We start from the raw sequence: 26,799 nt of genomic DNA on the forward strand, positions 1-26,799 counted from the left end.
TCTGCCGCGATACTCTCCCGGTATGGACGATGTCGAGGTCCGTGAGCTGCGGTACTTCCGCGCGGTCGCCGAAGAGCTGAACTTCTCCCGCGCCGCCGAGAGGCTCGGGATGGCGCAGCCACCGCTGTCCCGGGCGATCCGGCTACTGGAGCGGCGGCTCGGCGTGCAGCTCTTCGAACGCACCAGCCGGCACGTCTCGCTGACGCCGGCCGGAGCGGTCCTCTTCGCCGAGTCGGCGAAGGCGCTGGACGCCGTCACCGCGGCGGTCCGGCGCACGCGGCGGGCGGCGCAGCGGACGCCGGCGCTCGTCGTCACCGCGAAGCCGGGGGTCGCGACCGATCTGCTGCGGCGGATCGCCGATGTGCACCCGGATCCGGTCGACGTCCGGGTCAGCGGGTTCGGCGAGCAGACGGAGATGCTGCGCGACGGCCGGGCCGACGTGGCCGTACTCGGCTGCCAGGGCGGCACCCACCACGGCCTCGACGTCGAGGTGCTGTTCAGCGAGCCGCGGGTGGCCGCGCTGCCGTCGGACCACGAGCTCGCCGGACGAGCCGTGCTGACCTGCGCGGACTTTTCCGGGCGGCCGACGCCGTGCTGGCCGCTGTCCTCGGCCGCGGACCGGGCGTACTGGTCCGGGCAGGACGTGACCGGTGGGCCGGTGACACCGGGGCCGATCGTGCACGACAGCGCTCAGCTGCTGGAGACGGTCGCGCTCGGGCAGGCGGTCGCGCTGCTGCCCGCGTCGGTCGCCGAGCTGCGGTCGCGGGACGACGTCGTCTACCGGCCGGTCGTCGACGCGACCCCGTACTCGCTGGCGCTCGCCTGGCCCGCGGGGGCGCGGGATCCGCGGATCGCGCGGTTCGTGCGGACCGCCACCGAGGTCAGCGAAGCACTACCTCGGCCAGGAGCCGTCCCGGCGGGGTGACCGTGTGGATCACCGGTGGCACCCGGACGTCGTCGGCCTCGAAGGCGGCGCGCAGCTGCTCGACGTCGGCGCCGGCCATCAGCTCGGCGAGCTCGTCGGCGCGGGTGACGGTGGCCGGGGCGAGCGCGACGGAATCGTCGAGCGCACCCCAGATGTCCCACTGGAGCATCTCGTGCTTGTTGAGGGCAGCGAGGTCGAGCACGAGGTTGTGCCACGCGTACGGGAGCCCGCGCAGGAACGGCACATCCAGGTCCGGCGAAACGACCAGCCGGGCCGGGTCGAGCTCGCCCGCGCGGGCGGCGGTCCACGCGTCGGCGCCGGTCAGGAACCGGTCGCGGGGGACGTCGAGGAGGTCGAACTCCACGTCGTCCACCGGGTCGCGGAAGCCGGGTGACAGCTGGGGCTCGACCAGACGCCAGCCGTCGCCGTCGTGGATCTCGGCGACGACGTGGTCGAGGTACCAGCCGGGCACCAGGTAGCTCGCGAAGCCGACGCGGGCGCGGGCCGGAATGCCGTGGTGGCGGGCCATCGAGACGAACAGCAGCGTGAAGTCGCGGCAGCAGCCGACGATCCGGTGCAGCGGCGGCCGCGGCCCGCCGGGCGGTGCCGGGTCGAGCTCGCGCAGGCGCGCCCACATGTCCGCGGCGTACCGCAGGGTGATCTCGTCGTTGCGGGCGGCCGGGAACCCGTGTTCGGTGATGGCGCCCGCGCCCCAGTAGTGGAACACCAGCTGGGACGCCGCTTCACGCAGAACAGCGACATCGGCCGGGGTGGCGTCGAGCCAGTCCGCGTGCGGGCCGGGGTCGGTGAAGCGGCTGTGGCTGACGTAGAAGTCGTCCATAGCCGCCGACGCTAGCGAAATTTCAGGCGGATTGAACAGCCAGTTCGCCGCGGAACGTCGACCGGTACGCGCTCGGCGACACCCCGAGTGCCGCCTGGAAGTGCTGGCGCAGGGAGGCGGCCGTGCCGAAGCCGGCTTCCGTCGCGACGCGGTCGACCGGCAGGTCCGTCTCCTCGAGGAGCTGGCGGGCGCGCTCGACTCGTTGCTGCGTCAGCCACTGCAGGGCCGAGATGCCGACCTCCTCGCGGAAGCGGCGGGTGAACGTCCGCGTGCTCATCGCCTCGCGGGCGGCGAGTTCACGCAGGGTCAGTGGCCGGTGAAGGTTTTCCAGCGCCCACGCGCGCGCCGCCTTGGTCGATGACGTGCGGGGTTCCGGGACCGGCCGCCGGACGAACTGGGCCTGGCCCCCTTCGCGGTGCGGGGACACGACCGTGCCGCGGGCGACCTCGTTGGCCACCGCCGCGCCGTGGTCGCGGCGGATCATGTGCAGCACCAGGTCGATCCCCGCGGCGACACCGGCCGACGTCAGGACGTCGCCGTCGTCGGTGTAGAGGACGCAGGGGTCGACGTCGACCTCGGGGAAGCGGTCCTGCAGCTCCTCGGCCGAGCGCCAGTGGGTGGTGGCCGGGCGGCCGTCGAGCAGCCCAGCCGCGGCGAGCACGAACGCGCCGGTGCAGATGGAGGCGATGCGCGCGCCCGGCGGGATGCGGTCGAGCGCGGCTTTGAGCGGCGGGGTCAGCACCCGCGCCATCGGCTCGTACTCGGCCAGCGACGCCGGGACGATCACCGTGTCGGCCTCGGCGAGCACCTCGGGGCCGCGGTCGACCGGAATGGTGACGTCCGCGTCGGTGCGCACCGGGCCGGGCTCGAGCGTGCAGGTCACGACCTCGTAGAGCGGCTCACCGGCCGCCGAGCGGGCCTGGCCGAACAGCCGGTGGACGATGCCCAGCTCCATCACGAGCATGCCGTGGCGGACCAGGACGGCGACGTGGTGACGGTTCGGGTGCTGGAATGCGGCCATGGCTCGATTCTTGCACATGTTGGCCATCGGCCACTCGATCGCGCCACGCAGCCGCGTGATCATCGAGGGCATGAACGTGTTGTGGGTATTCGCGCATCCCGAGCCGCGCTCGCTGAGCGGGGCCCTCCGTGACGACGGGCTCCGGACGCTCCGCGAGCTCGGGCACCACGTCCGGCAGTCGGATCTGTACGCGATGAAGTGGAACCCGGTGGTCGACGCCGCGGACTTCGGCGCCGAAGCCGGGGACGAACGGCTGGTCGTCGGCGCGACGTCGGCCCGGGCGCACGCGCGCGGCGAGCTGAGCGCGGACATCGTGGCCGAGCAGGAAAAACTGACTTGGGCGGACGCGGTCGTCGTGCAGTTCCCGCTGTGGTGGTACGGCCTGCCGGCGATCCTCAAGGGCTGGTTCGACCGCGTTTTCGTGAAGGGCTTCGGCTACGGCATCAGGGCAGAGGACGGCCGGACCCTCCGCTACGGCGAGGGCCGGCTCGCGGGCAAGCGCGCGATGGTGGTGCTCACCGCGGGTGCCCGCGAGCCGGCCATGGGGCCGCGCGGGGTGAACGGCGCACTGGACGAGGTCCTGTTCCCGCTACACCACGGGACGCTCTTCTACGCCGGGATGTCGGTGCTCCCGCCGGTCGCGGTGTACGGCGCCGATCGCCTGCCGGACAACGAGTTCGCCGAGGCGCGGGACCGGCTGCGCGAACGCCTGCGGGCCATGGAAACCACCGACCCGATCCCCTTCCGCCCGCAGAACGGCGGCGACTACGACGAAGATCTGGTCCTGCGCCCCGACCGAGCGCCAGGGATCACCGGCCTCGGCGCGCACCTCACTCGGGCAGAGTGAGGCGCTGCCCCAGCCCACCGTCCACCGGGAGGTCGGCCCCCGTGGTGAACGTCGCCTCGAAGGCCAAGAACAGCACCGCCGCCGCGACTTCCTCCACCGTGGCGTGCCTCTTCAGCGGGGTGATCTCGTCGCCGATCTCCTTGAACTCCGCCAACACCTCGGCCGGCACGCCGGTGACGCCCATCGTCGGCGTGTCGGTGTAGCCCGGGCTGACCACGTTCACCCGGATCCCGCGCGGGGCCAGCTCGGCCGCGTACGTGCGGGCGAACGAGCGCACCGCCGCCTTCGCCGCCGAATACAAGCCCATCCCGGCGATCCCCGCCTCGGCCGCGACCGACGTCGTGAAGACGTACGAGCCGCCGGAGCGGACCAGTGGGGCCAACCGCCGGGCCGTGAAGTACGCGCCCTTGGTGTTGATGTCGAACGTCCGGTCGTACAACTCCGGCGTCGCGTCCTCGTACGGGGTCAGTGTCGAGAAACCGACGTTGATGAACACCAGGTCCAGCTCACCGAGCGTGTCGGCGGCCACCGCGCCCAGCTCGGCGACGTCGTCGAGGCGAGCCGCGTCCGAGGACAGCAGGTGCGCCTTGCCCGTCAGCGTCCCTTCCAGCGGCGTGACGTCCCGGCCGGTCAGCAGCACCTCCGCGCCGCCGTCGAGCAGGGCACGGACCACCGCCAGCCCCATTCCGTGCGTGCCGCCGGTGACGACGGCCTTCTTCCCAAGGTACTTCACCGGATCTCCTCGATGACACTGGCGATCGCGTGCGAGCCGTGGCCCGCCGCGACCGCGCGGTCGAACAATTCCTGCAGCGCGGCGGGCACCGCCGGGCTGATCCCCTGCGCGCGGCTCGTCTCCACCAGGAGGGCGAGCCCGGCCGCGTTGATGTCCAAAGCGGACACGTCGGTCTCGTAGTCTCCGCTCGCGACCTGCTCGCCGATGCCTGGCAGGAACCCGCCGACGGCCGACTGCCACGCCGACGCCATCGGCGCGAACTGCGCCGGTGTGACGCCCTCGGTCCCGACCAGCGCCAGCGCGTGCAGGTAGCCGGCCATGGTCGACCACATCATGCCGAGCAGCGCCAGGTCGTAGAGCGCCGCCAGCCCCGCGTCCTCGCCGAGGAACACCGGTGCCCCCAGTACTTCCAGCACGTCGCGCTGCGCCGCGAACACCGTCTCGGTGCCGCTGTAGAGAACCTGCGCCGCCGGTGTGCCGATGCCCTGCGGCACGGCCATGATCACGCCGTCCACGTAGTCGACGCCTTCGGACGCGGCCCACTTCGCGACGCCGCGTGCCTGCTCCGGCGTCCCGGACGTGAGGTTGACGAGCACTTTCGGCGCAGCGGCTTCGAGCACCGGCTGCTGAATGTCGTATGTGGACAGGCAGCTGAGGACGATGTCCACCGAACCCGCCTCCGCGGGCGTGGCCGCCAGCCGGGCGCCGCGGTCGAGCAGTGGTCCCACCTTCAGCGGCGACCGGTTCCACACCGAGACGTCGTGTCCCGCCCCCAGGAGCGCCTCGGCGAGGGCGGTACCCATCCGCCCCAGGCCGAGCACGCCCACCTGTTTCTTGCTTTCTCCCATGGCTTCCATGCTGCGGGCACGCTTTACACTGGACAAGTACCGACTAATAAGTCAGGTACCCACCAAAACGTAAGGATCCTGGATGCAGCCTCGAACGTACCGCTGCGGGTTGGACGCGGCCGTCGACGTCATCGGCGGCCGGTGGAAGGCGCTGATCCTGTGGGCGCTGCACGCCGAGCCGCTGCGGTTCGGCGAGCTGAAGCGGAAGATCGCGGGGATCAGCGAGAAGATGCTGATCCAGGCGCTGCGGGAGCTGGAGGCCGACGAGATCGTGCACCGCGAGGTGTTCCACGAGATCCCGCCGAAGGTCGAGTACTCGCTGACGGAGCTGGGTCAGCGGCTGAACACCGCATTGCTGCCGCTGGGCGACTGGGGCGAGGAGAACATGGCCGGCATCGCGAAGCGCCGCGGCGTCACGCCGGCGCCACCGCATACTGCTTCAGCGTGATCGCGTTGCCCGCCTTGAGCGGCAGCTCCTCGATCAGCTTGCGCCACGGCAGGTACGGCAGCAGCCGGTAGTTCAGGTTGCGGAACCGCAGCCATCCACGCGTCGGCGGGACGAACCACTTCCCGTTGCCCTCGGCGAGTTTCTGGCAGGCGTCGACGAACCCGCGCATCTCGCGGGAGTAGGCGTCGAACGCCGCCGTGTGGTCGCCGCCGGCGGCCGCGAGCTCGCCCGCGAGCACGTACGCGCCGACGATCGCCAGGCTCGTGCCCATCCCCGAAAGCGGCGCGGCGCAGTACCCGGCGTCGCCGACCAGCGCGACGCGCCCGCGTGCGTACGAGTCCAGCTTGATCTGGCTCGCCGAGTCGAAGTAGAAGTCCGGCGCTTCCCGCATGGCTTCGAGCAGCGTCGAAGTCTCCCAGCCGACGTCGCGGAAGGTCTCCTCGACGATCCGGCGCTGCTGCCCGACGTCGCGGTGGTCGTGGTCCAGCCGGTCCGAGCCGAACCAGAACAACGCCTTCGCCTCGGTGTTGTCCCGCGCGCTGTAGACGCCGACGGTCCGGTTCGGCTCGTTGTAGAACCGGCCGACGCGGTCGAGGCCGAGGTGGTTAGGCACGGTGAAGATCGACACGTAGTAGCCGAGGTCGTGGCGGAACCGGGATTCGTCGCCGAAGACCAGCGACCGCACGTTCGAGTGCAGCCCGTCGGCCCCGATGACGAGGTCGAACTCACGCGGCTCGCCGTGGGCGAAGGTGACCGTGACGCCGTCGTCGTGCTCGGCGATATCGGTGATCGAGTCGCCGAAGACGTACTCGACCCCGTCGCGAGTCTCCTCGTACAGGATGCGCGCGAGGTCGCCGCGCAGGATTTCCAGTTCGCCGCTCTGGTAGGTCGCGGGCGTGACCACCAGCGGCCGGTCCGCACTGTCCACATAGATCACATCGCCCATCCGGGTCGCCGCCGCTTCGATCGCGCCCAGCAGCCCCATGCGGGCCAGGACCGTCATCGACGCACCGCGGAAGTCGACCGCGTAGCCGCCGTCGCGCAGTTCGGGAGCGCGTTCGACGACCGTCGGCGTGAAGCCGTGACGGCGGAGCCAGAAGGCCAGGGCGGGGCCGGCGACGCTCGCACCGGAGATGAGGACTCGTCTGTTCTGCATGCCGAGCACCGTAATCCCGATTTGGGCGATCGCGCAAGGCGATTGCCTAATGCGTTCGTGCTAGGCTTTGAACATGGGCAATAAGGAGTCACTGCTGGCCGGCGCGAAGCGCTGTCTGTACGAGAAGGGCTACGCCCGCACGACGGTGCGAGACCTGGCCTCGGCGGCGAACGTGAGCATGGCGGCCATCGGCTACCACTTCGGCTCACGCGAGGCACTGCTCAACGCCGCGCTGATCGAGGCGAACGAGGAGTGGGGCGAAACGCTGGCGAAGACGCTGCAGGTGGAGACGCCGCCGGGCGCGGCACCGGCCGAGCGGTTCGAGCTGATCTGGCAGCGCGTGATCGCGTCGTTCGGCGAGCACCGCCGGATGTGGGCGGTGAGTTTCGAGGCCTGCTCGCAGCCGGACCTCGACGAGCACGTCCGCGCCCAGCTGGCGAACGCCATCGAGGAGGCCCGGCACGGCCTCGCCAACCTCTTCCAGGGCCTCGACGACGGAAGCGCCGAAGCCCGGGCCGTCGGCACGGTGCACCAGGCCCTGCTCTCGGGCGTGATGCTCCAGTGGCTGATCGACCCGGGCCACGCCCCCTCGGGCGCCGACCTGGTCCGCGGCCTGCGCCTGGCCGCGAAGGACGTCCTTCCCTAGGCGGTGACCAGCTGGGCGCCGGCGAAGAACGTCCGCGCGGCCACCGTCGCGTCTTCGTCCAGCAGCACGTCACCCGGGCGGCTGCCGTTGCCGAGCAGGACCCCGGCCCAGTTCATGCCCAGGTACTCCGCGCACAGTTCCAGCGTGCCGATCAGCGGCTGGGCCTCGCGCGGCGTCTCGCTCAGGACGCTCACGCCCCACAGGGTCTTGCCGCGCATCCGCGGCTTGAACTCCACCGGCAGCCGCATCCAGCCCGACCAGTAGTCGAGGTAGAGCTTCACGCTCGCCGCGACCGAGTACCAGTACACCGGCGACACGATGACGATGTCGGTCGCCGCGAAGGTCGCGTCCATCAGCAGCTGCTCGTTCTCGCCGGGCTCCGGGTGCGAACCGGCGCCGTGACGGCGATCCTCGAACGGCGGCAGCGGCACCTCGGGCAGCCGGATCCAGCGCTGCTCGACGTCCTTGGGCAGCTCCTTGGCCGCCAGGCGGGCCAGCATTTCGGTGTTGCCCCCGGCTCGCGCGGCACCCACCAGGAACAGGAAGCTGCGATCACTCATGTCTCGCCCTCCGACGTACTTGCATGTACATATAAATACTCTCCCTGGACTATCCTGGCGTCAAGAGGAGGCCGGAAATGACCGTCGACGAACAGGCCTGGGGTCGCGTTCTCGTGCTGCACGCCCGGGTCGAACAGGAACTGGCCAAGGCCCTGCAGCGCCGCCACGGGCTCGGGCTGTCCGAGTACCGGGCGCTCGGCAAGCTGGTCGCGGGCCCCCGCGGCGGCCTGCGGATGCAGGAACTCGCCGACGCGATCGGCCTCAACCAGAGCTCGGTCAGCCGGATGTGCGCCCGGCTCGAAGACGCCGGCCTGACCATCCGCGACCTGTGCGAAGACGACCGCCGCGGCGTCTACTCGGTGATCACCGACGCCGGCCGCAAGCGCTACGCCGAGACCGAGCCGACGTACAACGCGGTGCTGCGGACCGCGCTCGACAAGGCCGCGAGCGACCCGGAGCTGGCCGACGCCGTCTCCGCCGTCCGCGGCGCTTGACCCTTATATGCCTCGGTGGTTATATGCACGCATGCCCGCGAAACTGCAGACCGACGGCGAACGCCCGGTGCTCCGGCTGGAACGCCGCCTGAAGCACGCACCCGACAAGGTCTGGCACGCCATCACCGATCCGGCCGAGCTCGCGCAGTGGTTCCCCGCGAAGGTCGACGTCGAGCTGCGGGCCGGCGGCGCGATCCGGTTCACCTTCCCCGGCGAGGACAGCACGACGACCGGGCAGGTCGTCACGGTCGATCCGCCCCGCGAGTTCACCTTCGTCTGGAACGACGACACGCTGCGCTGGCTGATCTCCCCCGACGGCGACGGCAGCCTCCTGGAGTTCACCCACACCTTCGGCCGCGGAGACCCGGCCATCGCGAAGCTCGCCGGTGGCCGCACCGCCGCCGGCTGGGACGTCTGCCTCGACGCGCTCGCCGCGCGCCTGGCCGGGCAGGACTTCGAGCAGCCGCAGCAGTGGCACGAGCGGATGGTGTCCTATGTGGAGGAATTCGGTCTTGCCGACGGCGAAGTCCTCGACGACGGCACGATCCGCTTCCGCCGCGACCTCGGCTGGAAACCCCTCGACGAACTCCGGCCGCTGCTGCCGGACGAACCCGGCTGGCAGCTGGTCCACGACCCCCGCGAAGGCACCCGCGTCGAGTTCACCGAACCGGCGGGCGACGACGTCCCGGCGCAGCTGGCGCGGCGGCACGAACAACTCGACCGGCTGTTCGCCGCCACCCACGGCGTCACCCTGCCCGGCTGGCCGCCCGAGCGCGTCGAAGCCGTGAAGAAGCATTACGCGGAGCATCCGACCCAAGGTTGACGCGCGGGTGGAAGGTCCGCATTACGGTCGGTTCATGCGCATTCGCGTCGTCCTGGACGTCTTGGCGGCCCTCGTGCTGGCCTTCGCGGCCGGCGGCAACCTCGCCGCCGGCGCGTGGTCGCTGCCGCTCTGGCTGCCCACCTGGCTCGGCTGGACGATCCTCCTGCTGAGCGTCGTGCCGATCGTGCTCCGTCGCTGGTGGCCACGCCCCGCCTACATCGTGTCGCTGGTGATGACCGCGGCGGCGGTGCCGATCGGCGGGCCGGTGCTGGGGATCGCCGTCGTGGCGGCGGGCTGTGCGCTGTACACCTTCGTGGTGGCCCACGGCAGCCGGGCGAGCCGGGTCGGCTTCGCGGCCGGGCTGGTCGGCGTCGGCGTGGTCGGAATCGCGGTGCCGAACCCGAGCACGGCGACGACGGTGAACTTCGGCACGTCGGCCCTGATCGTCGGGTTCGCGCTCGGCGTCGCCGTCCACGGCCGCCGCGAGCACGCCGCGATCGAGCGGGAAACCCATGCGCAGCAAGCGGTTTCGGCGGAACGGCTGCGGATCGCCCGCGAGATGCACGACGTCGTCGCGCACAGCATGAGCCTGATCGCGGTGAAGGCGGCGGTCGGCAACCATGTCGCCCTCGAGCAGCCCGACCAGGCCCGCGACGCGCTGCGCGTCATCGAAGACACCAGCCGCGAGACCCTGGCCGAGCTGCGGCGCATGCTCGGCGTGCTGCGCGATGGCACCGGCGTCCCGGCGCTGGCCCCCGCACCGTCGCTCGCCGACCTGCGGGCGCTCGCCGAACGCGCGCAGCAGGCGGGCGCCTTGGCGGTCGAGCTGGTCATCGACGGCCTCGCCGAACTACCGAGCGGCGTCGGCCAGTCGGTGTACCGGATCGTGCAGGAGGCACTGACCAATGTGGTCAAGCACGCGGGCGCGGCGACGTGCTGGATCCGCGTCACCGGCGGCGAGGGCGACGTGACCATCGAGGTGCTCGACGACGGCCGTGGCGGCGCCGCGACGCCGGGCCACGGCTTGATCGGGATGCGCGAACGGGTCGCGGTCTACGACGGCGAGTTCTCCGCGGCTCCGGCCGAAACCGGCTTCCGCGTCTTCGCGCGGCTCCCCTACGGGGAAACGGTGGTGGCCCGGTGACCCGCGTCCTGATCGCCGACGACCAGGCGCTGCTGCGCGGCAGTTTCCGCGTCCTGGTGGACAGCGCACCGGGCCTCGAGGTGGTCGGCGAGGCATCCGACGGCGCCGAGGCGGTGGCCCTGACCCGCGTCGAGCGGCCGGACGTCGTGCTGATGGACGTCCGCATGCCGGAGATGGACGGCATCGAAGCCACCCGCCGCATCTGCGCGGAGACCGACGTCCGCGTCCTGATGCTGACGACGTTCGACCTCGACGAGTACGTGTATTCGGCGTTGCGCGCGGGAGCGAGCGGCTTTCTCCTGAAGGACACCCGTCCGGCCGACCTCTTGGCGGCCATCGAGGTGGTGGCCTCCGGCGACGCCCTCCTGGCCCCGTCGGTGACCCGGCGGCTGGTGGCGGAGTTCGCCCGCCTGCCCTCGGGCCCGGTGACCCGCCTGGACGGGGTGACGGCCCGTGAGCAGGAGGTGTTGACGTTGATCGCGCGGGGCCTGTCGAACGACGAGATCGCGGCCCGCCTCCACCTGGGCATCGCCACGGTGAAGACCCACATCGGACGACTGCTGCACAAGCTCGCGGCCCGAGACCGAGCCCAGCTGGTGATCGCGGCGTACGAGTCGGGACTGGTCCGCCCTACACCGCCCGCGTGAACGGGGCGAACCGCATCGAGGCGTCCCCGGGCAGCGAGCGGCCCCCCAGAACGAGCCGGGGCGCCAGGGCCCCCGGGGCCAGGCCGCGCTCCCGGACCCACTCGGTCAGCGCGGGGAACCGGAAGTCCGGGTCCACCCGCACCTCGCCGGATACCGTCCGCGCCACCCCGCGGATCAGCGCCTTCGCCCGCTCCTCCGACTCCGCCACCACCGGCCCGATCACCGTCACGTGCCCGATGTCGGTCCCGAACGCGAACCCGCCATCGACCACGAACGGCGTCCCCAACCGCTCCAGAAACACGCCTCGATCAGCACCGTGAGCCGCGAGATCCAGCGCGAACACCTCCGACAACGCCCCGGGGACCGCCCCCACCCCGCCGTCGTCGGCGAATCGCCCCACGTGACCCTGGCACCCGCCGTCGACCACGAACCCCATCGACTCGTACAACGGCCGGCCGAGCTTCGACGCGTGCAGCCACACCACCCGGTCACCGGCGGCCGCGACCGCGTGCGCCGTGATCGCCCGGCCCAGCCCCCGCCGCCCGTACCGCGGCGCGACCAGCACCATCGAGATCGACGCCACCGCACCGAACGGCACGAGGACGCAGGTCGCGGCCAGGCCGTCGCCGTCCGGGGCGTCGATCCCGAACACCGTCCCGACCTCGTGGAGCAGCGCCCACTTCGGTGGTTCGCGCGGCCACGACCGGGACTCGGCCAGGTCGGAGCAGGCGGCCAGGTCGGCGGCGGTCAGGTTCCGGATCTCCACGGACGTTGCCTACGCCACACGCCAAGTGACCCACAAGTAGTTAAGCTCCCGTGGCATGAGCAGTGCGACGGAGCCGCTCGGGACGCCGCCCGAGGATGAACCGGACATCCACACCACGGCCGGCAAGCTGGCCGACCTGTACCGCCGGTACGACGAGGCGGTGCACGCGGGCTCGGCCCGCGCGGTGGAGAAGCAGCACGCCAAGGGCAAGAAAACCGCGCGGGAACGCATCGAGCTGCTGCTCGACGAGAACTCGTTCGTCGAGCTCGACGAGCTGGCCCGGCACCGCTCGACCAACTTCGGGCAGGAGAAGAACCGCCCGTACGGCGACGGCGTCGTCACCGGCTACGGCACCGTCGACGGCCGCCCGGTGTGCGTGTTCAGCCAGGACGTGACGGTCTTCGGCGGCAGCCTCGGCGAGGTCTACGGCGAGAAGATCGTCAAGGTGATGGACCTCGCCATCAAGACCGGCCGCCCGATCATCGGCATCAACGAGGGCGGCGGCGCGCGCATCCAGGAAGGCGTCGTCTCGCTCGGCCTCTACGGCGAGATCTTCAACCGGAACGTCAAGGCGTCCGGCGTCATCCCGCAGATCTCGCTGATCATGGGCGCCAACGCGGGCGGGCACGTCTACTCACCCGCGCTGACCGACTTCATCGTGATGGTCGACGAGACCTCGCAGATGTTCATCACCGGCCCGGACGTCGTGAAGACGGTCACCGGCGAGGACGTCACCTTTGAGGAGCTCGGCGGCGGCCGCACCCACAACACGAAGTCCGGTGTCGCGCACTACCTGGGTTCCGACGACGAGGACGCCATCGCCTACGTCAAGGAACTGCTCTCCTACCTGCCGCAGAACAACCTGTCCGACGCGCCGGTGTTCGACCCGCCGGCCGACCGGCCCGGCTTCTTCGACGACGTCACCGACGCCGACCGCGAGCTCGACACGATCATCCCGGACTCGCCGAACACCCCGTACGACATGCACGAGGTGATCACCCGCGTCCTCGACGACGGCGACTTCCTCGAGGTCCACGAGCTGTTCGCGCCGAACATCATCGTCGGCTTCGGCCGCGTCGACGGCCACAGCGTCGGCGTGGTGGCCAACCAGCCGACGCAGTTCGCCGGCTGCCTCGACATCGACGCGTCCGAGAAGGCCGCGCGGTTCGTGCGCACCTGCGACGCGTTCAACATCCCGGTGCTCACCTTCGTCGACGTCCCGGGCTTCCTCCCGGGCACCGACCAGGAGTGGAACGGCATCATCCGCCGCGGCGCGAAGCTGATCTACGCCTACGCGGAGGCGACGGTCCCCCTGGTCACGATCATCACGCGCAAGGCGTTCGGCGGCGCGTACGACGTCATGGGCTCGAAGCACCTCGGCGCCGACATCAACCTGGCCTGGCCGACCGCGCAGGTCGCGGTGATGGGTGCCCAGGGCGCGGCGAACATCGTCCACCGCAAGACCCTGGCCAACGCGGCCAACGAGGGTCGCGATGTCGACCAGCTGCGCGCCGAGCTGATCCAGGAGTACGAGGACACGCTCCTGAACCCGTACGCGGCGGCCGAGCGCGGGTACGTCGACTCGGTGATCGTGCCGGCGCACACCCGCGGGCACGTCGCGCGGGCGCTGTCGCTGCTGCGGAACAAGCGGGAGTCGCTGCCGCCCAAGAAGCACGGGAACATCCCGCTGTGAGCGAGGAGAGCCGTCCCCTGCTGAGGGTGGTCCGCGGAAACCCGAGCGACGCCGAACTGGCGGCGCTGACGGCGGTCGTCGCCGCGGCGTTGGTCACGAAGGCGCCGGAGAAGCCTAAGCCGCGTACGTCGTGGTGGGGTGACCGCGCTGCTTCGCTGCGTCGGCCGCTTCACCCCGGCGAAGGCGCTTGGCGCGCTTCGGGTTTGCCTCAGGCCTGAAGGGCGTCGAGAAACACCGTCGGGGCTTCGTTGTCCCGCACGATCGTGCCCAGCAGCGCCGCTAGCCGGTCGCGCTCCGGCGTGCTCAGGCTCGCGGCGAGCTCGTCGACTCGGCGGCACGTTGCCGCGTAGAAGTCCTCCGCGAGTTCGCTGCCTTCGCCGGTCAGCAACACCTGGACGGCCCGGCGGTCGTCCGGGTCGGGCTCGCGGCGGACGAGCCCGCGCCGGACCGCGCGGTCGACCAGGCCGGTGAGGCTGGACTTTTCGAGGCCGAGCGTCGCGCCCAGGTCGCCCATGCCGTACGGACGGCCCATCAGCACGCACAGCAGCTGGCCCTGCTGCACGGTGAGCCCGTACTCGCGGGCGGACTCGGCGTAGACGGCGTTCACCAGGAACGACGCCCGCACGAGTCCCGCCACCACACCGAGGTCCGCCCCGCTCTTCCCCATCCGATCAGCCTACGGCTTCCCGCACCGCGGGCACGATTTCCTCCGCCAAGCGCGCGGTGGCGACGGCGTCGGGCGTGCTGCCGCCGGGCCCGAAGAGCACGAACCCGGCGGCGGCGTGCTCCAGCACGGCGCCGGTGAGTTCCTCGATCCACTGGTCCGGCGAGCCACCGATCCAGCGGCCGTCGTCGGTGCGGGTCCTGGCCAGCGGCTCCGCCGTGATGCGGCCCGGGAAGTTGTAGACGGTGGCGACCTCGGCGGGATCGCGCCCGGCGTCCACGGCGGCCTTGTCGATCAGCGGCCGGGACGTCCGGTACCGCTCGCTGAGCCAGTCGGCGGCGTGCCCGGGCATCCACCCGTCGGCCACCCGCCCGGTGACGGACAGGGACTTCGGCCCGACGGACCCGGTCCACACCGGCGGCATCGCCACCGCGGCGGGTGCCAGGTCGGTGACCTGGTAGAACTCGCCGTCGAAGGTGACCGGATCGCCGCCCCCGCCGAGCATCTTCACGAGCTGGATGCCTTCCTCGAAGGCCCGGACGGCCTGCCCCGGCGTCAGCTTGGTGAAGCCGAGCCGCGCGATGTCGTCCCACAGCCCGCCGACGCCCATGCCGAGCACGATCCGGCCACCGGTCAGCGCGGACAGGCTCGTGACCGTGCGGGCCAGCATCGACGCCGGACGCGTCGGCAGGTTGGTGACGCTCACCAGGCCCGAGATGCGTTCGGTCTTGCCGAGCAGGACACCGAGTTCGGCGTACGCGTCGAGCCGGTCGGCGTGGTAGGGGTGATCGGACACGGTGATCAGGTCGAGCCCGCCGCGGTCGGCGCGGACGGCCAGTTCCAGGGTGTCCGGGACGGCGGTGACGGCCGTGGACACGCCGATGCCGAAGTACGTCATGATTCCTCCCAGTTAGTTCGTATTACGAACATAGCACAAGTAGTTCTTGATGCGAACTAGTTGTAGTGGGAGGCCGAAGCGGCGCCCGGAAAACCGGTCGCACCCCCGGTGATCGCTTGCTACCTTGGGTTCCGCCCGGTGCGACGGGGAAGGTTACTTCGGTATCACTTGGTTCGAATCCAGGAACCGGTCACCACGGTGGCCGGTCAACGCACCTTCTCCACCCGAGACCTCGGGCACCCAACTTCATCCGCACTCCCGGTGCGTCACCGATCTCGGGAGCCACGGCCACACCGGTGCCCGGTGCGCAGGCGAGGGTTACTTCCACTCCTAATGGGCAGGTCGGGGGTTCGAATCCCTCCCGGACCACACCTGCGGTCCGGTAGCTCAGTGGCCTAGAGCAGCTGTGTACCTTCACCGACTTCGATCTCGGGCATCGCTGTGGCCGTGGCTCCCTCCAAAAAACAGGGGGAGAAATGAGCAAGTTCAACACCGCACGAGCGCCCGCCGCGACCTCTCCGGTCCGCGGCGAGGCCACGTCGTCCACCGTCACCCACGAGGGCGGCGCCGGCTACGCGCGCGACACCAAGTCCGAGCTCTTCCTGCTCGCGGTCGCCAACATGGTTGGCGAGCACGCGTTCTACGAGTCCGCGGACACGCGCGACACGCGCTACGCCGAGCTGGTCCGTCAGTCCACACTGGACGATCCGCAGTGGACGGCCCGCTTCCTGCGCTGGCTGCGCTCCGGGGCGAACCTGCGCACGGCGTCGCTCGTCGGCGCGGCCGAGTTCGCCAAGGCGCGCCGGGACGCCGGCCTCGACGGCCTGAGCCGTCAGGTCGTCGCCGACGTGCTGCAGCGGGCCGACGAGCCCGGTGAGCTGCTCGCGTACTGGACTTCCGTGCACGGCCGCGCCGTGCCGAAGCCGGTCAAGCGCGGGATCGCCGACGCCGCGGTGAAGCTCTACGACGAGCGGTCGTACGCCAAGTGGGACTCCGCCGCGCGGGCGTTCCGGTTCGCCGACGTCCTCGAGCTGACCCACCCGGCGAAGCGCGACGACGCCCAGGGCGACCTGTTCCGGCACATCCTCGACGAGCGGCACGACCGCGGCAACGCCGTCCCGGGGTCCCTGGCGACCCTGCGCTGGCGCGCCGAGCTGCTGAGCTGGGACGTGGGCCGCCGGCGCGAGCTGTTCGACCGCCCCGGAGCGGCGGGCGTCCTGCGCGTGGGGGGCATGACGTGGGAGTCCGTCGCCGGGTGGCTGCAGGGTCCGCTGGACGCGCGCGTCTGGGAGGCGCTGATCCCGTCGATGGGCTACATGGCTCTCTTGCGGAACCTTCGCAACTTCGACGAGGCCGGCGTCTCGGACGAGGTCGCCCAGCGGGTGGCCGAGCGGCTCGCCGACCCGGTGCAGGTCGCGAAGTCGCGCCAGCTGCCGATGCGGTTCCTCGCGGCCTACCGCGCGGCGCCGTCGCTGCGGTGGGCGTGGGCGCTCGAGCGGGCGATCGCGCACGCGCTGGCCAACGTGCCCGTGCTGGCCGGCCGGACGCTCGTCCTCGTCGACACGTCGGCGTCGATGAACGACCGGTTCAGCAAGGACGGCAGCCTGATGCGCTGGGACGCGGCCGCGGTGTTCGGACTGGCGCTCGGCCGGCGCTGCGCGAAGGCCGACGTCGTGTCGTTCTCGGACGGCTACTGGGACCACCGGCAGGGCACCAAGGTGTTCAAGCTGCGCCGGGGCGGGTCGCTGCTGAGCGACGTCGAGCGCTGGAAGTCGGGCGGGTTCTTCATCGGCGGCGGCACCGACACGGCGGGCGCGGTGAAGAAGCACTTCGCGAACCACGATCGCGTCGTCATCCTCACCGACGAGCAGGCCGCGTACGGCGACGTCGGGCAGGCGCTGCCCGCGCACGTGCCGCTGTACACCTGGAACCTCGCGGGCTACCGGGCCGGCCACGCGCCGTCCGGCAGCGGGCATCGGCACACCTTCGGCGGCCTGACCGACCAGGGTTTCCGGATGATCCCGCTGCTCGAGCGGGGCGAGAAGGCCGACTGGCCGTTCTGACAGACGCCGTGCAGGCCCCCATGACGAGAGCATGGGGGCCTGCACGCTGTGTACGGACCGTCACAGGAATGGCCATGGACCACACGTTGGCCCACGCCGTATAGTCCACGTGGAATAAACGACGTGGAGGGATCTGATCATGGCTTCGCCCAAGCTGACCCCGCTCGGCATCGCCGTGCTGGAGCTGCTCCACGAGAAGCCCATGCACCCCTACGAGATGGCCACGCTCATGCGCGAGCGGTACGTCGACACCCGGGTCAACGTGAAGGCGGGCTCGCTCTACCACACCGTGGAACGCCTGCTCCGCAGCGGTTTCATCGAGGTCGTCGACACCCAGCGCGACGGCAGGCGGCCCGAACGGACCGTCTACGGCATGACGCAGACCGGGCTGGACGAGTTCAACCAGCGCGGCCGCGAACTCCTGGGGGACGTCGCCACGGAGTTCCCCGCCTACCTGACCGGGCTCGCCGTGATCGACGAACTGGGGCGCGAGGCGTCCGTGAAGGAGCTCGAAACCCGGCTCATGCGGCTGCGTGCCGCGGTGGCCTCCGACCGAGCCGTGTTGCAGCGCCTCGCCGAAAACAAGGTGCCGGAGATCTACTGGCTCGACTGGCGCTACCAGTGCGACCACCGGCAGTTCGAACTCGAGTGGACCGAACGCCTCGCCGAGGACCTGCGCACCGGGCGGATCCCGTTCCAGGAACACCAACCACCCAAGCTCACGCTCATCACCGAGGAAGACGACGATGAACGCAAGACAAGCTAACCCGTGGGCCGCGCTGGGCGCGCTGTGCCTCGGCTTCTTCATGATCCTGCTCGACACGACGATCGTGTCGATCGCGATCCCGACCATGCTGCGCGAACTGGGTGCCGGGCTGAACTCGATCGTCTGGGTGATCAGCGTCTACCTGCTCACCTACGCCGTGCCGATGCTGTTCACCAGCCGGCTCGGTGACCGGTTCGGCCCGAAGCGCGTGTTCCTCGCCGGGCTCATCGTGTTCACCGGCGCGTCGCTGTGGTGCGGCCTGTCCGGCAACGCCGAAATGCTCATCGCCGCGCGGGCCGTGCAGGGGCTCGGCGCCGCGCTGATGACGCCGCAGACGCTGGCGTTCATCACGCACCTGTTCCCGCCGGCCAAGCGCGGCCCGGCGATGGGCATGTGGGGTGGCGTCGCCGGGCTGGCGACGATCGCCGGCCCGCTGCTCGGCGGCGTGCTGGTCGACCACCTCGGCTGGGAGTGGATCTTCTTCGTCAACGTGCCGATCGGCATCATCGCCATCGTGCTGACGCTGCTGCTGGTGCCGGACTGGCAGCCGAAGCACTCCCACTCGTTCGACCTGCTGGGGATCGTGCTCTCGAGCGCGGCGCTGCTGTGCATCGTGTTCGGTGTCCAGAACGGCCAGCAGTACGACTGGGGCACGGTCTTCGGCGGCATCACGGTGTTCGAGATCATCGGCGCCGGCGTGGTGCTGATGATCGCGTTCCTGGTGTGGCAGCGCTTCAACAAGCGGGAGCCGCTGCTGCCGCTGCAGGTGTTCTCGAACCGGAACTTCTCGGCCGGGACGCTCACCGCGGCCACCGTCGGCTTCGCGATGACCGGCATGTTCCTGCCGCTGGTGATCTACATCCAGTCGGTGCTCGGGCTCAGCCCGACCATGGGCGGCCTGCTCACCGCGCCGATGTCGCTGCTGTCCGGGATCATCGCGCCGTTCGTCGGGCGCGCGTCGGACAAGGTGAACGGCAAGTACCTGGTGATGTTCGGCCTGGCGGCGCTCGCGGCCGGGCTCGGGATCATCGCGCTGCAGGCGACGCCGGACAGCAACGCGTGGTCGTTCGTCCCGGCGCTGCTGGTGTGCGGGCTCGGCATCGGCTGCATCTTCTCGCCGATGAGCAACCTGACCATGGGCTCGGTCGAGCCGCGGCTGGCCGGGACCGCGTCCGGCATCTTCAACACCGCGCGCCAGGTCGGCGGCGTGCTCGGCAGCGCGGCGATCGGCGTGCTGCTGCAGGCGCGGATCAGCGCGTCCATCGCGGACGAGGCGACGAAGGCGGCCGCGCAGCTGCCGGAGCAGTACCGGGCGCCGTTCGCCGAGGGGATCGCGCACGCGGCGGCGAGCACCGGGGAGTTCGGCTCGGCCGGCGGCCCGGCGCCGATGCCGGGACTGCCCGCGGAGATCGCCGCGCAGGCGGGGAAGCTGGCCACCACCGCGGTCCACAGTGGACTGACCGACGCGGCCCGCGTGACGATGCTGCTGCCGATGGGCGTGCTCCTGCTCGGCGTGGTTTCCGCAGCGGTGATGCAGCGGGTCAAGCCGCGCTGGGAAGCCCCGGTGCCCGAAGCGGCCGCGGCGTAGCACCGCGCAGGCCCCCGTTCCGGTGTCGGGTACCGGATCGGGGGCCTGCACGGACCGCGGGAGCGGTGGTCTAGTGGCGGCGGCCGTAGGACAGGCCGTACCCGTACGGGAACAGGCCCTGCTTGCCGTCACCGGCGTTGATCGGCTGCTGGGAAGCGCTCTTCGGCCAGGTGAAGCTCAGCTTCCCGGTCGGGTTGTAGTCGCCGTAGAGGACGTCCGCGACCCCCGCGCCCTCCGAGCCGGGCAGCCACGCGGCGACCAGGCCCCGGATCGAGGGCAGCTGCGCGGAGATGTCCAGCGGCCGTCCGGAAACCGTCACCACGACCAGCGGGACGCCCGAGGCCTTCAGCTTGCCGATGAGGGCGACGTCTTCGGCGTCGAGGACGACTCCGCCCGGCCGGTCTCCCTGCCCTTCGGCGTACGGCGTTTCGCCCACCACGGCGACGGCGACCTTGTAGCTCGAGTTGATTCCGCCACCCGCACGGTCATAGGTCACCACCGTGCCTTTCCCGGCACCCGCTTTGATGCCGTCGAGGATCGTCGTGCCCGGGATGACCCGCTCGCCGCTCTGGCCCTGCCAGGTCAGCGTCCAGCCACCCGCCTGGTTGCCCATGTCGTTGGCGTTCTTGCCGGCCACGAAGATCCTGTTGTCCGCCTTGGCCAGCGGCAGCACGCCGTCGTTCTTCAGCAGCACCTGCGACTCGCGCGCCGCCTGCCGCGCCAGCGCGTGGTGCGCCGCGCTGCCGAAGTCCTGCTGCAGCGAGCGGTCGGTGTACGGGTGCTCGAACAGGCCGAGTTCGAACTTCTTCGTGAGGATCCGCCGGTTGGCGTCGTCGATGCGCGACATCGGGACGTGTCCGTTGAGGACTTCGGCCTTCAGCGTGCTGACGAACTTCGCGTAGTCGTTGGGGACCATGACCATGTCGATGCCGGCGTTGACGGCCTGCTTGACCTCGGCCGCGGTGAAGCCCGGCTGCCCGTCGATCTGGTCGATGCCGTTCCAGTCGGACACCACGAAGCCGGAGAAGTGCAGCTCGCCCTTGAGCAGGTCGGTGATGAGGAACTTGTTGCCGTGGTCCTTGACGCCGTTCCAGCTGTTGAAGCTGATCATCACCGAGCCGACGCCGTGGGCGATCGCGGCCTGGAACGGCGGCAGGTGGATCTTCCGCAGCTCGTCGAGGCTGATCTGGGTGTTGCCCTGGTCGACGCCGCCGGTGGTGCCGCCGTCGCCGATGAAGTGCTTGGCCGTGGCCAGGACCGACGCCGGGGCGGCGAGCGAACTGCCCTGCAGGCCTTCGATCACCACGGAGTTCGCCACGGGGTTGGCGGGAACCTCGCCGAAGGACTCGTACGTGCGGCCCCAGCGGTCATCGCGGGCCACGCACAGGCACGGCGCGAAGGCCCACTTGACGCCGGTGGCGGCGGTCTCCCGGGCGGTGACGGCGCCGATCTGCCGGACCAGCGCCGGGTCGTTCGCGGCGCCCAGGCCGATGTTGTGCGGGAAGATCGTGGCGCCGTAGGCGTTGTTGTGGCCGTGCACGCTGTCGGAGCCGTAGATGATGGGGATGCCGAGGCCGGTCGACGTCGCGGCCCGCTGGTAGGCGTCGATCATGTCCGCCCACGCTTGCGGGGTGTTCGGGGTGGGGGTCGAACCGCCGCCGGAGAGGATGGACCCGAGCCGGGCGGCGGCGGCCTGGGCGGGCGTCGCGGAGCCCCGCTCACCCTGCGTCATCTGCCCGACCTTGTCGTCGAGCGTCATCCGCGCCATCAGGTCGGTGACGCGGTCGGACACGGAAGCGCGCGCGTTCTGGTACAGCGGCGTCGCGGTGGCGGACGCCATCGGGACGAAGGCGGTGCCGGCGAGCAGCAGGCCCGCCAGGACAGTGGTTCGAGTGGCGCGCAGTGATCTCGTGGTGCGGAGGAGCGGCATGTGTTCTCTCCGTGACAGTCCGTCGATCCATAAGTTGCGAGCCAAAACAAATTAGCTCTCCTGCAGAGTGACGCCGGTCACAATTCGGTCACGACCGGCTGGTCAAGTAAGTTTCAGTCGTGCAGTTCGTCCTCGCCTCCCAGTCCCCCGCCCGCCTCGCCCTCCTGCGTGCCGCGGGCCTCGACCCCGCCGTGTTCGTCTCCGGCGTCGACGAGGACGCGGTCGCCGCGTCGCTCACCGATCCGTCGCCGTCCGAGCTGGTCATGGCCCTCGCCGCGGCCAAGGCCGAGGCGGTCATCGACCAGGTCGCCGCCGCGCACCCGGACGCCGTCGTCGTCGCCTGCGATTCGATGCTTTCGATCCACGGGCAGATGGTCGGGAAGCCCGGTTCGCCGGACGTCGCGCGGCAGCGCTGGGCCGCGATGGCGGGGACATCCGGTGAACTCCTCACCGGGCACGCCGTCGTCCGGCTCGACGGCGGGACGCGCGCGAAGGAGACCGCCGGCTGGGAATCGACCACCGTACGGTTCGGCACGCCGAGCGAGCACGAAATCGACGCCTACGTCGCCAGCGGCGAGCCGCTCAACGTCGCCGGCGGCTTCACGATCGACGGCCGGGGCGGCTGGTTCGTCGAAGGGCTCGACGGCGGCCACACGAGCGTCATCGGGATCAGCCTGCCGCTGACGCGCCGGCTGCTGGCCGAGGTCGGCGTGGGTGTCGTGGATCTCTGGCAGCCTCCCGCATCCTGAGAAAGGCACCACACCATCGGGTGATCCGGAAGAGTGCTCCCTTGCCTGACGTTGTCTTTACCCGGCAAGACCAGAAACTTTCGAGCACCGGAGTCGCCCCGTGTCTTTCGTACGGACATACACCAAGCCGCGGGTGTTCGCGGCCGCGGTTCTCGGCTCGCTCGTCGTCGGCGCCCTGCTGGGTGTCGTCGCGCGGCAGACCGAGGCCGGCTGGCTGACCGATCTCCTGGACCAGATCGGCACCATCTTCACCACGCTGCTGCAGATCGCGGTGATCCCGCTGGTCTTCACGGCGATCGTGGTCGGCATCAACAGCCTCCGGAAGCTCGGCGGCGGCCGCACCGCCGCGCGCCTCGGCGGCAAAACGGTGCTGTGGTTCGCGATCACGTCGTTCATCGCCTCGCTGATCGGCATCGCGGTCGGCCGGATCTTCAACCCGGGCTCCGGCGGGCTCGGCGGCGTCGAAGCGACCGCCAAGAACGCCGACAAGGCAGCGAAGAGCGTCGACCATTGGGGTTCGTGGGACGCCTTCGTCAACGGGCTGCTGCCGGAGAACTTCGTGAAAGCGTTCTCCGACGGCGAGACGCTGCAGGTGCTGTTCCTCGCGCTGGTCATCGGCGCGGCGGCCTACAGCCTCGGTGAGAAGGCCAAGCCGTTCGTGGACTTCACGACCAGCGTGTTCGAAATCATCCAGCGCTACCTCGGCTGGATCGTCCGGCTGGCCCCGATCGGCATCATCGGCCTGATCGGCGCGGCGGTGTCGAACTACGGCGACGCGCTGTTCCGGCCGCTGTTCTCCACCACGCTCGCGGTGTACGTCGGCTGCCTGCTCGTGCTGTTCGTCGTCTACCCGATCCTGCTGCAGTTCGTGGCGAAGGTCAGCCCGCTGAAGTTCTTCGCGAAGGCCGGCACGGCGATCCAGTTCGCGTTCGCCTCGCAGTCCTCGGCCGCGACGCTGCCACTGACCCGCCAGTCGGCCGTCAACCTCGGCGTCCAGCCGGCGTACGCGGCCTTCGCGACCCCGCTCGGCAGCGCGACCAAGATGGACGGCTGCGCGGCGGTGTTCCCGGCCATCGCGGCCATTTTCGTGGCGAACCTGGCCGGGGTGTCGCTGAACTTCTGGCAATACGTGGGCATCGTGGTGGTGGCCGTGGTCGGCGCACTGGCGACCGCCGGGACCACGGGCTGGCTGACGGCGTTCACGCTGACGACGTCGTTCATCGGCTTGGACGCCAAGCAGGTGGCGCTGGGCCTGGCCCTGATCTACTCGGTCAACCCGATCATGGACATGATGCGGACGGCCACGAACGTGGCGGGCCAGATCGTGGTGCCGACGATCGTGGCGCGCAGCGAAGGCCTCCTCGACGACGAGGTCCTCAACGCCCCCACCGACCGCCCCGAGCACAGCGACGACGGCACCTCGGCCCGGCACGCCGAACCCGCCCCCGCCTGATCCGCGTACGTCCGTGAAGGCCGCCTCGAACTCGAGGCGGCCTTCATGCCGTTCAGGAGGGGCAGGCGCGGAGGTCGGCGCGGGTGAGGCGGATGTCCGGCCAGCCGCGCAGGTCCGACGGCGACGTCACCCGCCGCGTGCAGCCCACCGACCGGCCGGCCAGGTCGTACACCTCGCCGAGCACCGGGGCCGCCACGCACTTCGGGGTGCCGGAAGCGGCGTCCGGGCAGTCGTGGCGGACCACGATCACGTCGGGGACCGCGTCGGCCGTGACGTCGTAGAGCGACAGCGTCCCGGCGTCCGCGTAGAACGGCTTGCCCGGGTCGCGCCACACGCTCCCGCTGCCGACGAGCAGCTCGCCGTACGCGGTCGTGCTGTCCTCGCCGACGTCGCCGCGGACCAGGCAGGCCGGGGACGGGCCGTCGATGCAGCGCAGCGAGTCCTGGTCCAGCCGCACGCCCAGCTGGGCGATCGACAGCTCGAACACCGTGCCCGGCTCCGGTCCGACGCGCAGGCGTGCCGAACCGCCTGCCGAGTCGGTCAGCAGGACCACCGGGGTGCCCCCGACGGTCACGGCCGCGAGCTGGCGGCACGGGCCGCCGCCGCAGGTCACCGCGGGTGGCACCGGGGTGGCGGCGGGTTCGGCGAGTCCGGGAGCGGCCTCGGGGCGCGGCCGCAGCAGGAACACCGCGCCGATCGCGCCCACGGTGATCACCGCGGCCAGCACCGCGGTGAGCAGCGCCGACCGAGGCGTCCGCGCTGCCGTAGTCCGCATGAGCAGAGCGTAAGCCGCTTCGCGACCGCGTGTCGGCAGCGCCCCGGCACGATGTGGCGGGTTCAACCCCACGGGGTCACGAGTAGCGGAGGGTGTCCGTCTATGTTGTCCCGGTGACGAACCCGAACCTGCCGCCCGCCCTGTACCTCCCGACCGGCCCGGTCGACCCCGAGGCCGAAGGCGCGTCGATCGAGCTGCGCCGCACGCCGGACGGCCGCACCGCGCTGGTCGCCTTCACCGCGCTGGACCGGCTGATCGACTGCTGCGGCGAGCACCAGCCGTGGGCGCTGGTGAACACCGAGCACCTGCCGAAGGTGCACTCCGCGAACCCGTACGACGTGATCGTGCTCGATTCGCCGCTGCCCGAGGAGCTGCGCCACCACGTCTGAGCGTGGTTCACCTCTCACTCAAGAGACTCGCGACGTCATATCCGTAGACTTCCCTGATGCCGCGTGGGCGGTCAGCAATGCAGCTGTCGGACGCAGGAGGTGCGGGGTGGCCGAGCAGGTCGGCGAAACCACGGGTGGTCCGGTGACCAAGATCCTGGTCGCCAACCGTGGCGAAATCGCGGTACGCGTCATCAGAGCCGCCAAGGACGCTGGCCTGGCCAGTGTCGCGGTGTACGCGGACCCGGACCGCGACGCGCCACACGTCCGGCTGGCCGACGAAGCCTTCGCCCTCGGCGGCACGACGGCCGCCGAGAGCTACCTGAACTTCGACAAGCTGCTGGACGCGGCCAAGCGGTCGGGCGCCGACTCGGTGCACCCCGGCTACGGCTTCCTCTCCGAGAACGCCGACTTCGCCCAGGCCGTCCTCGACGCCGGGCTCACCTGGATCGGGCCGAGCCCGCAGGCCATCCGCGACCTCGGCGACAAGGTCACCGCCCGCCACATCGCCATGCGCGCGGGCGCGCCGCTGGTGCCGGGCACGAAGGAGCCGGCCAAGGACGCCGCCGAAATCGTCGCGTTCGCCGACGAGCACGGCCTGCCCGTGGCCATCAAGGCCGCGTTCGGCGGCGGCGGCCGCGGCCTGAAGGTTGCGCGCACCCGCGAAGAGATCCCCGAGCTGTTCGAATCGGCCACGCGCGAAGCGGTCGCGGCGTTCGGCCGCGGCGAGTGCTTCGTCGAGCGCTACCTCGACAAGCCGCGGCACGTCGAGGCGCAGGTACTGGCGGACATGCACGGCAACGCGATCGTCGTCGGCACGCGCGACTGCTCGCTGCAGCGACGCCACCAGAAGCTCGTCGAAGAGGCGCCGGCGCCGTTCCTGAGCGACGAGCAGCGCAAGCGCATCCACGAGTCCGCGAAGGCGATCTGCAAGGAAGCCGGGTACTACGGCGCCGGCACCGTCGAGTACCTCGTGGCCACCGACGGCACGATCTCCTTCCTCGAGGTCAACACCCGGCTGCAGGTCGAGCACCCGGTGTCGGAGGAGACGACCGGGCTCGACCTCGTCCGCGAAATGTTCCGCATCGCGCGCGGCGAGAAGCTGCGGATCACCGAGGACCCCGAGCCGCGCGGCCACTCGATCGAGTTCCGCATCAACGGCGAGGACGCCGGCCGCGGTTTCCTGCCCGCGCCGGGCACGGTGACGAAGTTCGTCGCGCCGAGCGGTCCGGGCGTGCGCGTCGACTCCGGCGTCGAGTCCGGCAGCGTCATCGGCGGGCAGTTCGACTCGATGCTGGCCAAGCTGATCGTCACCGGGTCGGACCGGAACAACGCGCTGGAGCGCAGCCGCCGCGCGCTCGACGAGATGGTCGTCGAGGGCATGGCGACGGTGCTGCCGTTCGACCGCGTGATCGTCAACGACCCCGCGTTCATCGGCGACGAGAACGGCTTCAGCGTGCACACGCGCTGGATCGAGACGGAGTTCGACAACCGGATCGAGCCGTTCGTGGCGCCGGACGTCGAGACCCCCGAAGAGGAACCGCGGCAGAACGTCGTCGTCGAGGTCGGCGGGCGGCGCCTCGAGGTCTCGCTGCCGGGCGGGTTCGCGCTCGAAGGCGGCGGCGGGGGCGGCGGCACCGCCGTCAAGGCCAAGCCGCGCAAGCGGGCCGGCGGCACCAAGGCCGCGGTCAGCGGCGACGCCGTCACGGCGCCGATGCAGGGCACGATCGTCAAGGTGGCCGTCGAAGAGGGCCAGACGGTCGAAGCCGGTGAGCTGATCGTCGTCCTCGAGGCGATGAAGATGGAAAACCCGGTCACCGCGCACAAAGCGGGCACCGTCACCGGCCTTGCGGTCGAGGTCGGCGCCGCCGTGACGCAGGGCACACAGCTGCTGGAGATCAAGTAGCACGGTTCGTCACCGATGTCGTGGTGGGC

General features: G+C 70.8%; 28 protein-coding genes. 17 read left to right on the forward strand and 11 right to left on the reverse strand.

The window, feature by feature from the left end; genetic code table 11:
* Positions 1–22 precede the first annotated feature (22 nt).
* Complete coding sequence (locus IE317_RS19440; protein ID WP_191312046.1) at positions 23–925, forward strand: LysR family transcriptional regulator; 903 nt, start codon at positions 23–25, stop codon at positions 923–925.
* Here IE317_RS19440 and IE317_RS19445 read toward each other — a convergent pair.
* Positions 882–1,766, reverse strand: a complete 885-nt coding sequence (locus IE317_RS19445) for a transglutaminase-like domain-containing protein (protein ID WP_191312048.1) — start codon at positions 1,764–1,766, stop codon at positions 882–884. The two genes, IE317_RS19440 and IE317_RS19445, sit on opposite strands and share 44 nt — an antisense overlap.
* A 22-nt stretch (positions 1,767–1,788) precedes the next feature.
* The gene (locus IE317_RS19450) at positions 1,789–2,787 is read right to left on the reverse strand and encodes a GlxA family transcriptional regulator (protein ID WP_229902797.1); all 999 of its coding nucleotides are present in this window, start codon (positions 2,785–2,787) and stop codon (positions 1,789–1,791) included.
* 70 nt (positions 2,788–2,857) lie between these two features.
* Between IE317_RS19450 and IE317_RS19455 the strand changes: the two genes are divergently transcribed.
* Positions 2,858–3,634: an NAD(P)H-dependent oxidoreductase gene (locus IE317_RS19455; RefSeq protein ID WP_191312050.1), complete on the forward strand. Its 777-nt coding sequence runs from the start codon at positions 2,858–2,860 to the stop codon at positions 3,632–3,634.
* On the opposite strand, the gene IE317_RS19460 is transcribed toward IE317_RS19455, so the two are convergent.
* Both IE317_RS19460 and IE317_RS19465 read right to left on the reverse strand, forming a co-directional pair.
* Positions 3,618–4,367 carry an SDR family oxidoreductase gene (locus IE317_RS19460; protein ID WP_191312052.1) on the reverse strand — a complete coding sequence of 250 codons (750 nt, stop codon included), beginning with the start codon at positions 4,365–4,367 and terminating at the stop codon, positions 3,618–3,620. The two genes, IE317_RS19455 and IE317_RS19460, sit on opposite strands and share 17 nt — an antisense overlap.
* Positions 4,364–5,215: an NAD(P)-dependent oxidoreductase gene (locus IE317_RS19465; RefSeq protein WP_229902798.1), complete on the reverse strand. Its 852-nt coding sequence runs from the start codon at positions 5,213–5,215 to the stop codon at positions 4,364–4,366. Before IE317_RS19465 ends, IE317_RS19460 begins: the two co-directional genes overlap by 4 nt.
* Positions 5,216–5,297: 82 nt before the next feature.
* Here IE317_RS19465 and IE317_RS19470 point away from each other — a divergent pair, with 82 nt between their 5' ends.
* Positions 5,298–5,663 (forward strand): winged helix-turn-helix transcriptional regulator, encoded by a 366-nt coding sequence (locus tag IE317_RS19470; protein WP_191312054.1) that lies wholly within the window; start codon positions 5,298–5,300, stop codon positions 5,661–5,663.
* On the opposite strand, the gene IE317_RS19475 is transcribed toward IE317_RS19470, so the two are convergent.
* A complete protein-coding gene (locus IE317_RS19475) occupies positions 5,629–6,819 on the reverse strand; it encodes an FAD-dependent monooxygenase (RefSeq protein ID WP_191312056.1) in 1,191 nt (396 codons plus the stop codon). The genes IE317_RS19470 and IE317_RS19475 overlap by 35 nt on opposite strands.
* A gap of 73 nt (positions 6,820–6,892) precedes the next feature.
* Here IE317_RS19475 and IE317_RS19480 point away from each other — a divergent pair, with 73 nt between their 5' ends.
* Complete coding sequence (locus IE317_RS19480) at positions 6,893–7,465, forward strand: TetR/AcrR family transcriptional regulator (protein WP_191312058.1); 573 nt, start codon at positions 6,893–6,895, stop codon at positions 7,463–7,465.
* Here IE317_RS19480 and IE317_RS19485 read toward each other — a convergent pair.
* Complete coding sequence (locus IE317_RS19485; protein WP_191312059.1) at positions 7,462–8,025, reverse strand: flavodoxin family protein; 564 nt, start codon at positions 8,023–8,025, stop codon at positions 7,462–7,464. The genes IE317_RS19480 and IE317_RS19485 overlap by 4 nt on opposite strands.
* Positions 8,026–8,102: 77 nt before the next feature.
* Here IE317_RS19485 and IE317_RS19490 point away from each other — a divergent pair, with 77 nt between their 5' ends.
* From IE317_RS19490 to IE317_RS19505, 4 genes are read left to right on the forward strand one after another with little or no spacing between them, the layout of a single operon-like run.
* Positions 8,103–8,519: a MarR family winged helix-turn-helix transcriptional regulator gene (locus IE317_RS19490; protein WP_191312061.1), complete on the forward strand. Its 417-nt coding sequence runs from the start codon at positions 8,103–8,105 to the stop codon at positions 8,517–8,519.
* 31 nt (positions 8,520–8,550) lie between these two features.
* Entirely contained in the window at positions 8,551–9,342 is a 792-nt protein-coding gene (locus IE317_RS19495) for an SRPBCC family protein (RefSeq protein ID WP_191312063.1), read from the forward strand.
* Positions 9,343–9,376: 34 nt separating this feature from the next.
* Positions 9,377–10,486: a sensor histidine kinase gene (locus IE317_RS19500; RefSeq protein ID WP_191312065.1), complete on the forward strand. Its 1,110-nt coding sequence runs from the start codon at positions 9,377–9,379 to the stop codon at positions 10,484–10,486.
* Positions 10,483–11,133 (forward strand): response regulator, encoded by a 651-nt coding sequence (locus IE317_RS19505; protein ID WP_191312066.1) that lies wholly within the window; start codon positions 10,483–10,485, stop codon positions 11,131–11,133. The genes IE317_RS19500 and IE317_RS19505 overlap by 4 nt, the downstream gene beginning before the upstream one ends.
* Here the strand turns inward: IE317_RS19505 and IE317_RS19510 are convergent.
* The gene (locus tag IE317_RS19510; protein WP_191312068.1) at positions 11,117–11,899 is read right to left on the reverse strand and encodes a GNAT family N-acetyltransferase; all 783 of its coding nucleotides are present in this window, start codon (positions 11,897–11,899) and stop codon (positions 11,117–11,119) included. The genes IE317_RS19505 and IE317_RS19510 overlap by 17 nt on opposite strands.
* A 55-nt stretch (positions 11,900–11,954) precedes the next feature.
* Between IE317_RS19510 and IE317_RS19515 the strand changes: the two genes are divergently transcribed.
* Positions 11,955–13,592: an acyl-CoA carboxylase subunit beta gene (locus tag IE317_RS19515; RefSeq protein ID WP_191312070.1), complete on the forward strand. Its 1,638-nt coding sequence runs from the start codon at positions 11,955–11,957 to the stop codon at positions 13,590–13,592.
* Entirely contained in the window at positions 13,589–13,810 is a 222-nt protein-coding gene (locus IE317_RS19520; protein ID WP_191312072.1) for an acyl-CoA carboxylase subunit epsilon, read from the forward strand. Before IE317_RS19515 ends, IE317_RS19520 begins: the two co-directional genes overlap by 4 nt.
* Here the strand turns inward: IE317_RS19520 and IE317_RS19525 are convergent.
* Positions 13,801–14,259, reverse strand: coding sequence for a MarR family winged helix-turn-helix transcriptional regulator (locus IE317_RS19525; protein ID WP_191312074.1), 459 nt, complete (start codon positions 14,257–14,259; stop codon positions 13,801–13,803). The two genes, IE317_RS19520 and IE317_RS19525, sit on opposite strands and share 10 nt — an antisense overlap.
* 4 nt (positions 14,260–14,263) lie before the next feature.
* A complete protein-coding gene (locus IE317_RS19530; protein WP_191312076.1) occupies positions 14,264–15,154 on the reverse strand; it encodes an LLM class flavin-dependent oxidoreductase in 891 nt (296 codons plus the stop codon).
* Positions 15,155–15,630: 476 nt separating this feature from the next.
* Between IE317_RS19530 and IE317_RS19535 the strand changes: the two genes are divergently transcribed.
* From IE317_RS19535 to IE317_RS19545, 3 genes are all read left to right on the forward strand, one after another.
* Entirely contained in the window at positions 15,631–17,217 is a 1,587-nt protein-coding gene (locus tag IE317_RS19535; RefSeq protein ID WP_191312077.1) for a TROVE domain-containing protein, read from the forward strand.
* A gap of 139 nt (positions 17,218–17,356) precedes the next feature.
* Positions 17,357–17,983 carry a PadR family transcriptional regulator gene (locus tag IE317_RS19540; RefSeq protein WP_191312079.1) on the forward strand — a complete coding sequence of 209 codons (627 nt, stop codon included), beginning with the start codon at positions 17,357–17,359 and terminating at the stop codon, positions 17,981–17,983.
* A complete protein-coding gene (locus IE317_RS19545) occupies positions 17,964–19,571 on the forward strand; it encodes a DHA2 family efflux MFS transporter permease subunit (protein ID WP_191312081.1) in 1,608 nt (535 codons plus the stop codon). The genes IE317_RS19540 and IE317_RS19545 overlap by 20 nt, the downstream gene beginning before the upstream one ends.
* Before the next feature lie 70 nt (positions 19,572–19,641).
* On the opposite strand, the gene IE317_RS19550 is transcribed toward IE317_RS19545, so the two are convergent.
* On the reverse strand, positions 19,642–21,501 hold the full coding sequence (locus IE317_RS19550) for a glycoside hydrolase family 3 protein (RefSeq protein ID WP_191312082.1): 1,860 nt from the start codon (positions 21,499–21,501) through the stop codon (positions 19,642–19,644).
* 119 nt (positions 21,502–21,620) lie between these two features.
* On the opposite strand from IE317_RS19550, the gene IE317_RS19555 reads away from it, so the two are divergent.
* Together IE317_RS19555 and IE317_RS19560 are read left to right on the forward strand one after the other, a co-directional pair.
* The gene (locus IE317_RS19555) at positions 21,621–22,250 is read left to right on the forward strand and encodes a Maf family protein (protein ID WP_191312084.1); all 630 of its coding nucleotides are present in this window, start codon (positions 21,621–21,623) and stop codon (positions 22,248–22,250) included.
* Between the two features lie 100 nt (positions 22,251–22,350).
* Positions 22,351–23,703 carry a dicarboxylate/amino acid:cation symporter gene (locus IE317_RS19560; protein ID WP_191312086.1) on the forward strand — a complete coding sequence of 451 codons (1,353 nt, stop codon included), beginning with the start codon at positions 22,351–22,353 and terminating at the stop codon, positions 23,701–23,703.
* Positions 23,704–23,755: 52 nt separating this feature from the next.
* Here IE317_RS19560 and IE317_RS19565 read toward each other — a convergent pair whose 3' ends face one another.
* A complete protein-coding gene (locus IE317_RS19565) occupies positions 23,756–24,478 on the reverse strand; it encodes a hypothetical protein (RefSeq protein ID WP_191312088.1) in 723 nt (240 codons plus the stop codon).
* Between the two features lie 113 nt (positions 24,479–24,591).
* On the opposite strand from IE317_RS19565, the gene IE317_RS19570 reads away from it, so the two are divergent.
* Positions 24,592–24,867, forward strand: a complete 276-nt coding sequence (locus IE317_RS19570) for an SAV_915 family protein (protein ID WP_191312090.1) — start codon at positions 24,592–24,594, stop codon at positions 24,865–24,867.
* Positions 24,868–24,973: 106 nt separating this feature from the next.
* A complete protein-coding gene (locus tag IE317_RS19575; RefSeq protein ID WP_191312092.1) occupies positions 24,974–26,770 on the forward strand; it encodes an acetyl/propionyl/methylcrotonyl-CoA carboxylase subunit alpha in 1,797 nt (598 codons plus the stop codon).
* Positions 26,771–26,799 lie beyond the last annotated feature (29 nt).

The sequence above is a fragment of the Amycolatopsis bullii genome, assembly GCF_014654205.1.
GTDB lineage: Bacteria > Actinomycetota > Actinomycetes > Mycobacteriales > Pseudonocardiaceae > Amycolatopsis > Amycolatopsis plumensis.

What these genes read in the sequence shown, in the direction of transcription:
- IE317_RS19515 (WP_191312070.1), top strand. Translation starts at nt 11,955, where the DNA reads ATGAGCAGTGCGACGGAGCCGCTCGGGACGCCGCCCGAGGATGAACCG.
- IE317_RS19480 (WP_191312058.1), top strand. Translation starts at nt 6,893, where the DNA reads ATGGGCAATAAGGAGTCACTGCTGGCCGGCGCGAAGCGCTGTCTGTAC.
- IE317_RS19565 (WP_191312088.1), bottom strand. Translation starts at nt 24,478, where the DNA reads ATGCGGACTACGGCAGCGCGGACGCCTCGGTCGGCGCTGCTCACCGCG.
- IE317_RS19495 (WP_191312063.1), top strand. Translation starts at nt 8,551, where the DNA reads ATGCCCGCGAAACTGCAGACCGACGGCGAACGCCCGGTGCTCCGGCTG.
- IE317_RS19455 (WP_191312050.1), top strand. Translation starts at nt 2,858, where the DNA reads ATGAACGTGTTGTGGGTATTCGCGCATCCCGAGCCGCGCTCGCTGAGC.
- IE317_RS19440 (WP_191312046.1), top strand. Translation starts at nt 23, where the DNA reads ATGGACGATGTCGAGGTCCGTGAGCTGCGGTACTTCCGCGCGGTCGCC.
- IE317_RS19550 (WP_191312082.1), bottom strand. Translation starts at nt 21,501, where the DNA reads ATGCCGCTCCTCCGCACCACGAGATCACTGCGCGCCACTCGAACCACT.
- IE317_RS19525 (WP_191312074.1), bottom strand. Translation starts at nt 14,259, where the DNA reads ATGGGGAAGAGCGGGGCGGACCTCGGTGTGGTGGCGGGACTCGTGCGG.
- IE317_RS19465 (WP_229902798.1), bottom strand. Translation starts at nt 5,215, where the DNA reads ATGGGAGAAAGCAAGAAACAGGTGGGCGTGCTCGGCCTGGGGCGGATG.
- IE317_RS19545 (WP_191312081.1), top strand. Translation starts at nt 17,964, where the DNA reads ATGAACGCAAGACAAGCTAACCCGTGGGCCGCGCTGGGCGCGCTGTGC.
- IE317_RS19475 (WP_191312056.1), bottom strand. Translation starts at nt 6,819, where the DNA reads ATGCAGAACAGACGAGTCCTCATCTCCGGTGCGAGCGTCGCCGGCCCC.
- IE317_RS19540 (WP_191312079.1), top strand. Translation starts at nt 17,357, where the DNA reads ATGGCTTCGCCCAAGCTGACCCCGCTCGGCATCGCCGTGCTGGAGCTG.
- IE317_RS19530 (WP_191312076.1), bottom strand. Translation starts at nt 15,154, where the DNA reads ATGACGTACTTCGGCATCGGCGTGTCCACGGCCGTCACCGCCGTCCCG.
- IE317_RS19445 (WP_191312048.1), bottom strand. Translation starts at nt 1,766, where the DNA reads ATGGACGACTTCTACGTCAGCCACAGCCGCTTCACCGACCCCGGCCCG.
- IE317_RS19470 (WP_191312054.1), top strand. Translation starts at nt 5,298, where the DNA reads ATGCAGCCTCGAACGTACCGCTGCGGGTTGGACGCGGCCGTCGACGTC.
- IE317_RS19500 (WP_191312065.1), top strand. Translation starts at nt 9,377, where the DNA reads ATGCGCATTCGCGTCGTCCTGGACGTCTTGGCGGCCCTCGTGCTGGCC.
- IE317_RS19485 (WP_191312059.1), bottom strand. Translation starts at nt 8,025, where the DNA reads ATGAGTGATCGCAGCTTCCTGTTCCTGGTGGGTGCCGCGCGAGCCGGG.
- IE317_RS19490 (WP_191312061.1), top strand. Translation starts at nt 8,103, where the DNA reads ATGACCGTCGACGAACAGGCCTGGGGTCGCGTTCTCGTGCTGCACGCC.
- IE317_RS19535 (WP_191312077.1), top strand. Translation starts at nt 15,631, where the DNA reads ATGAGCAAGTTCAACACCGCACGAGCGCCCGCCGCGACCTCTCCGGTC.
- IE317_RS19450 (WP_229902797.1), bottom strand. Translation starts at nt 2,787, where the DNA reads ATGGCCGCATTCCAGCACCCGAACCGTCACCACGTCGCCGTCCTGGTC.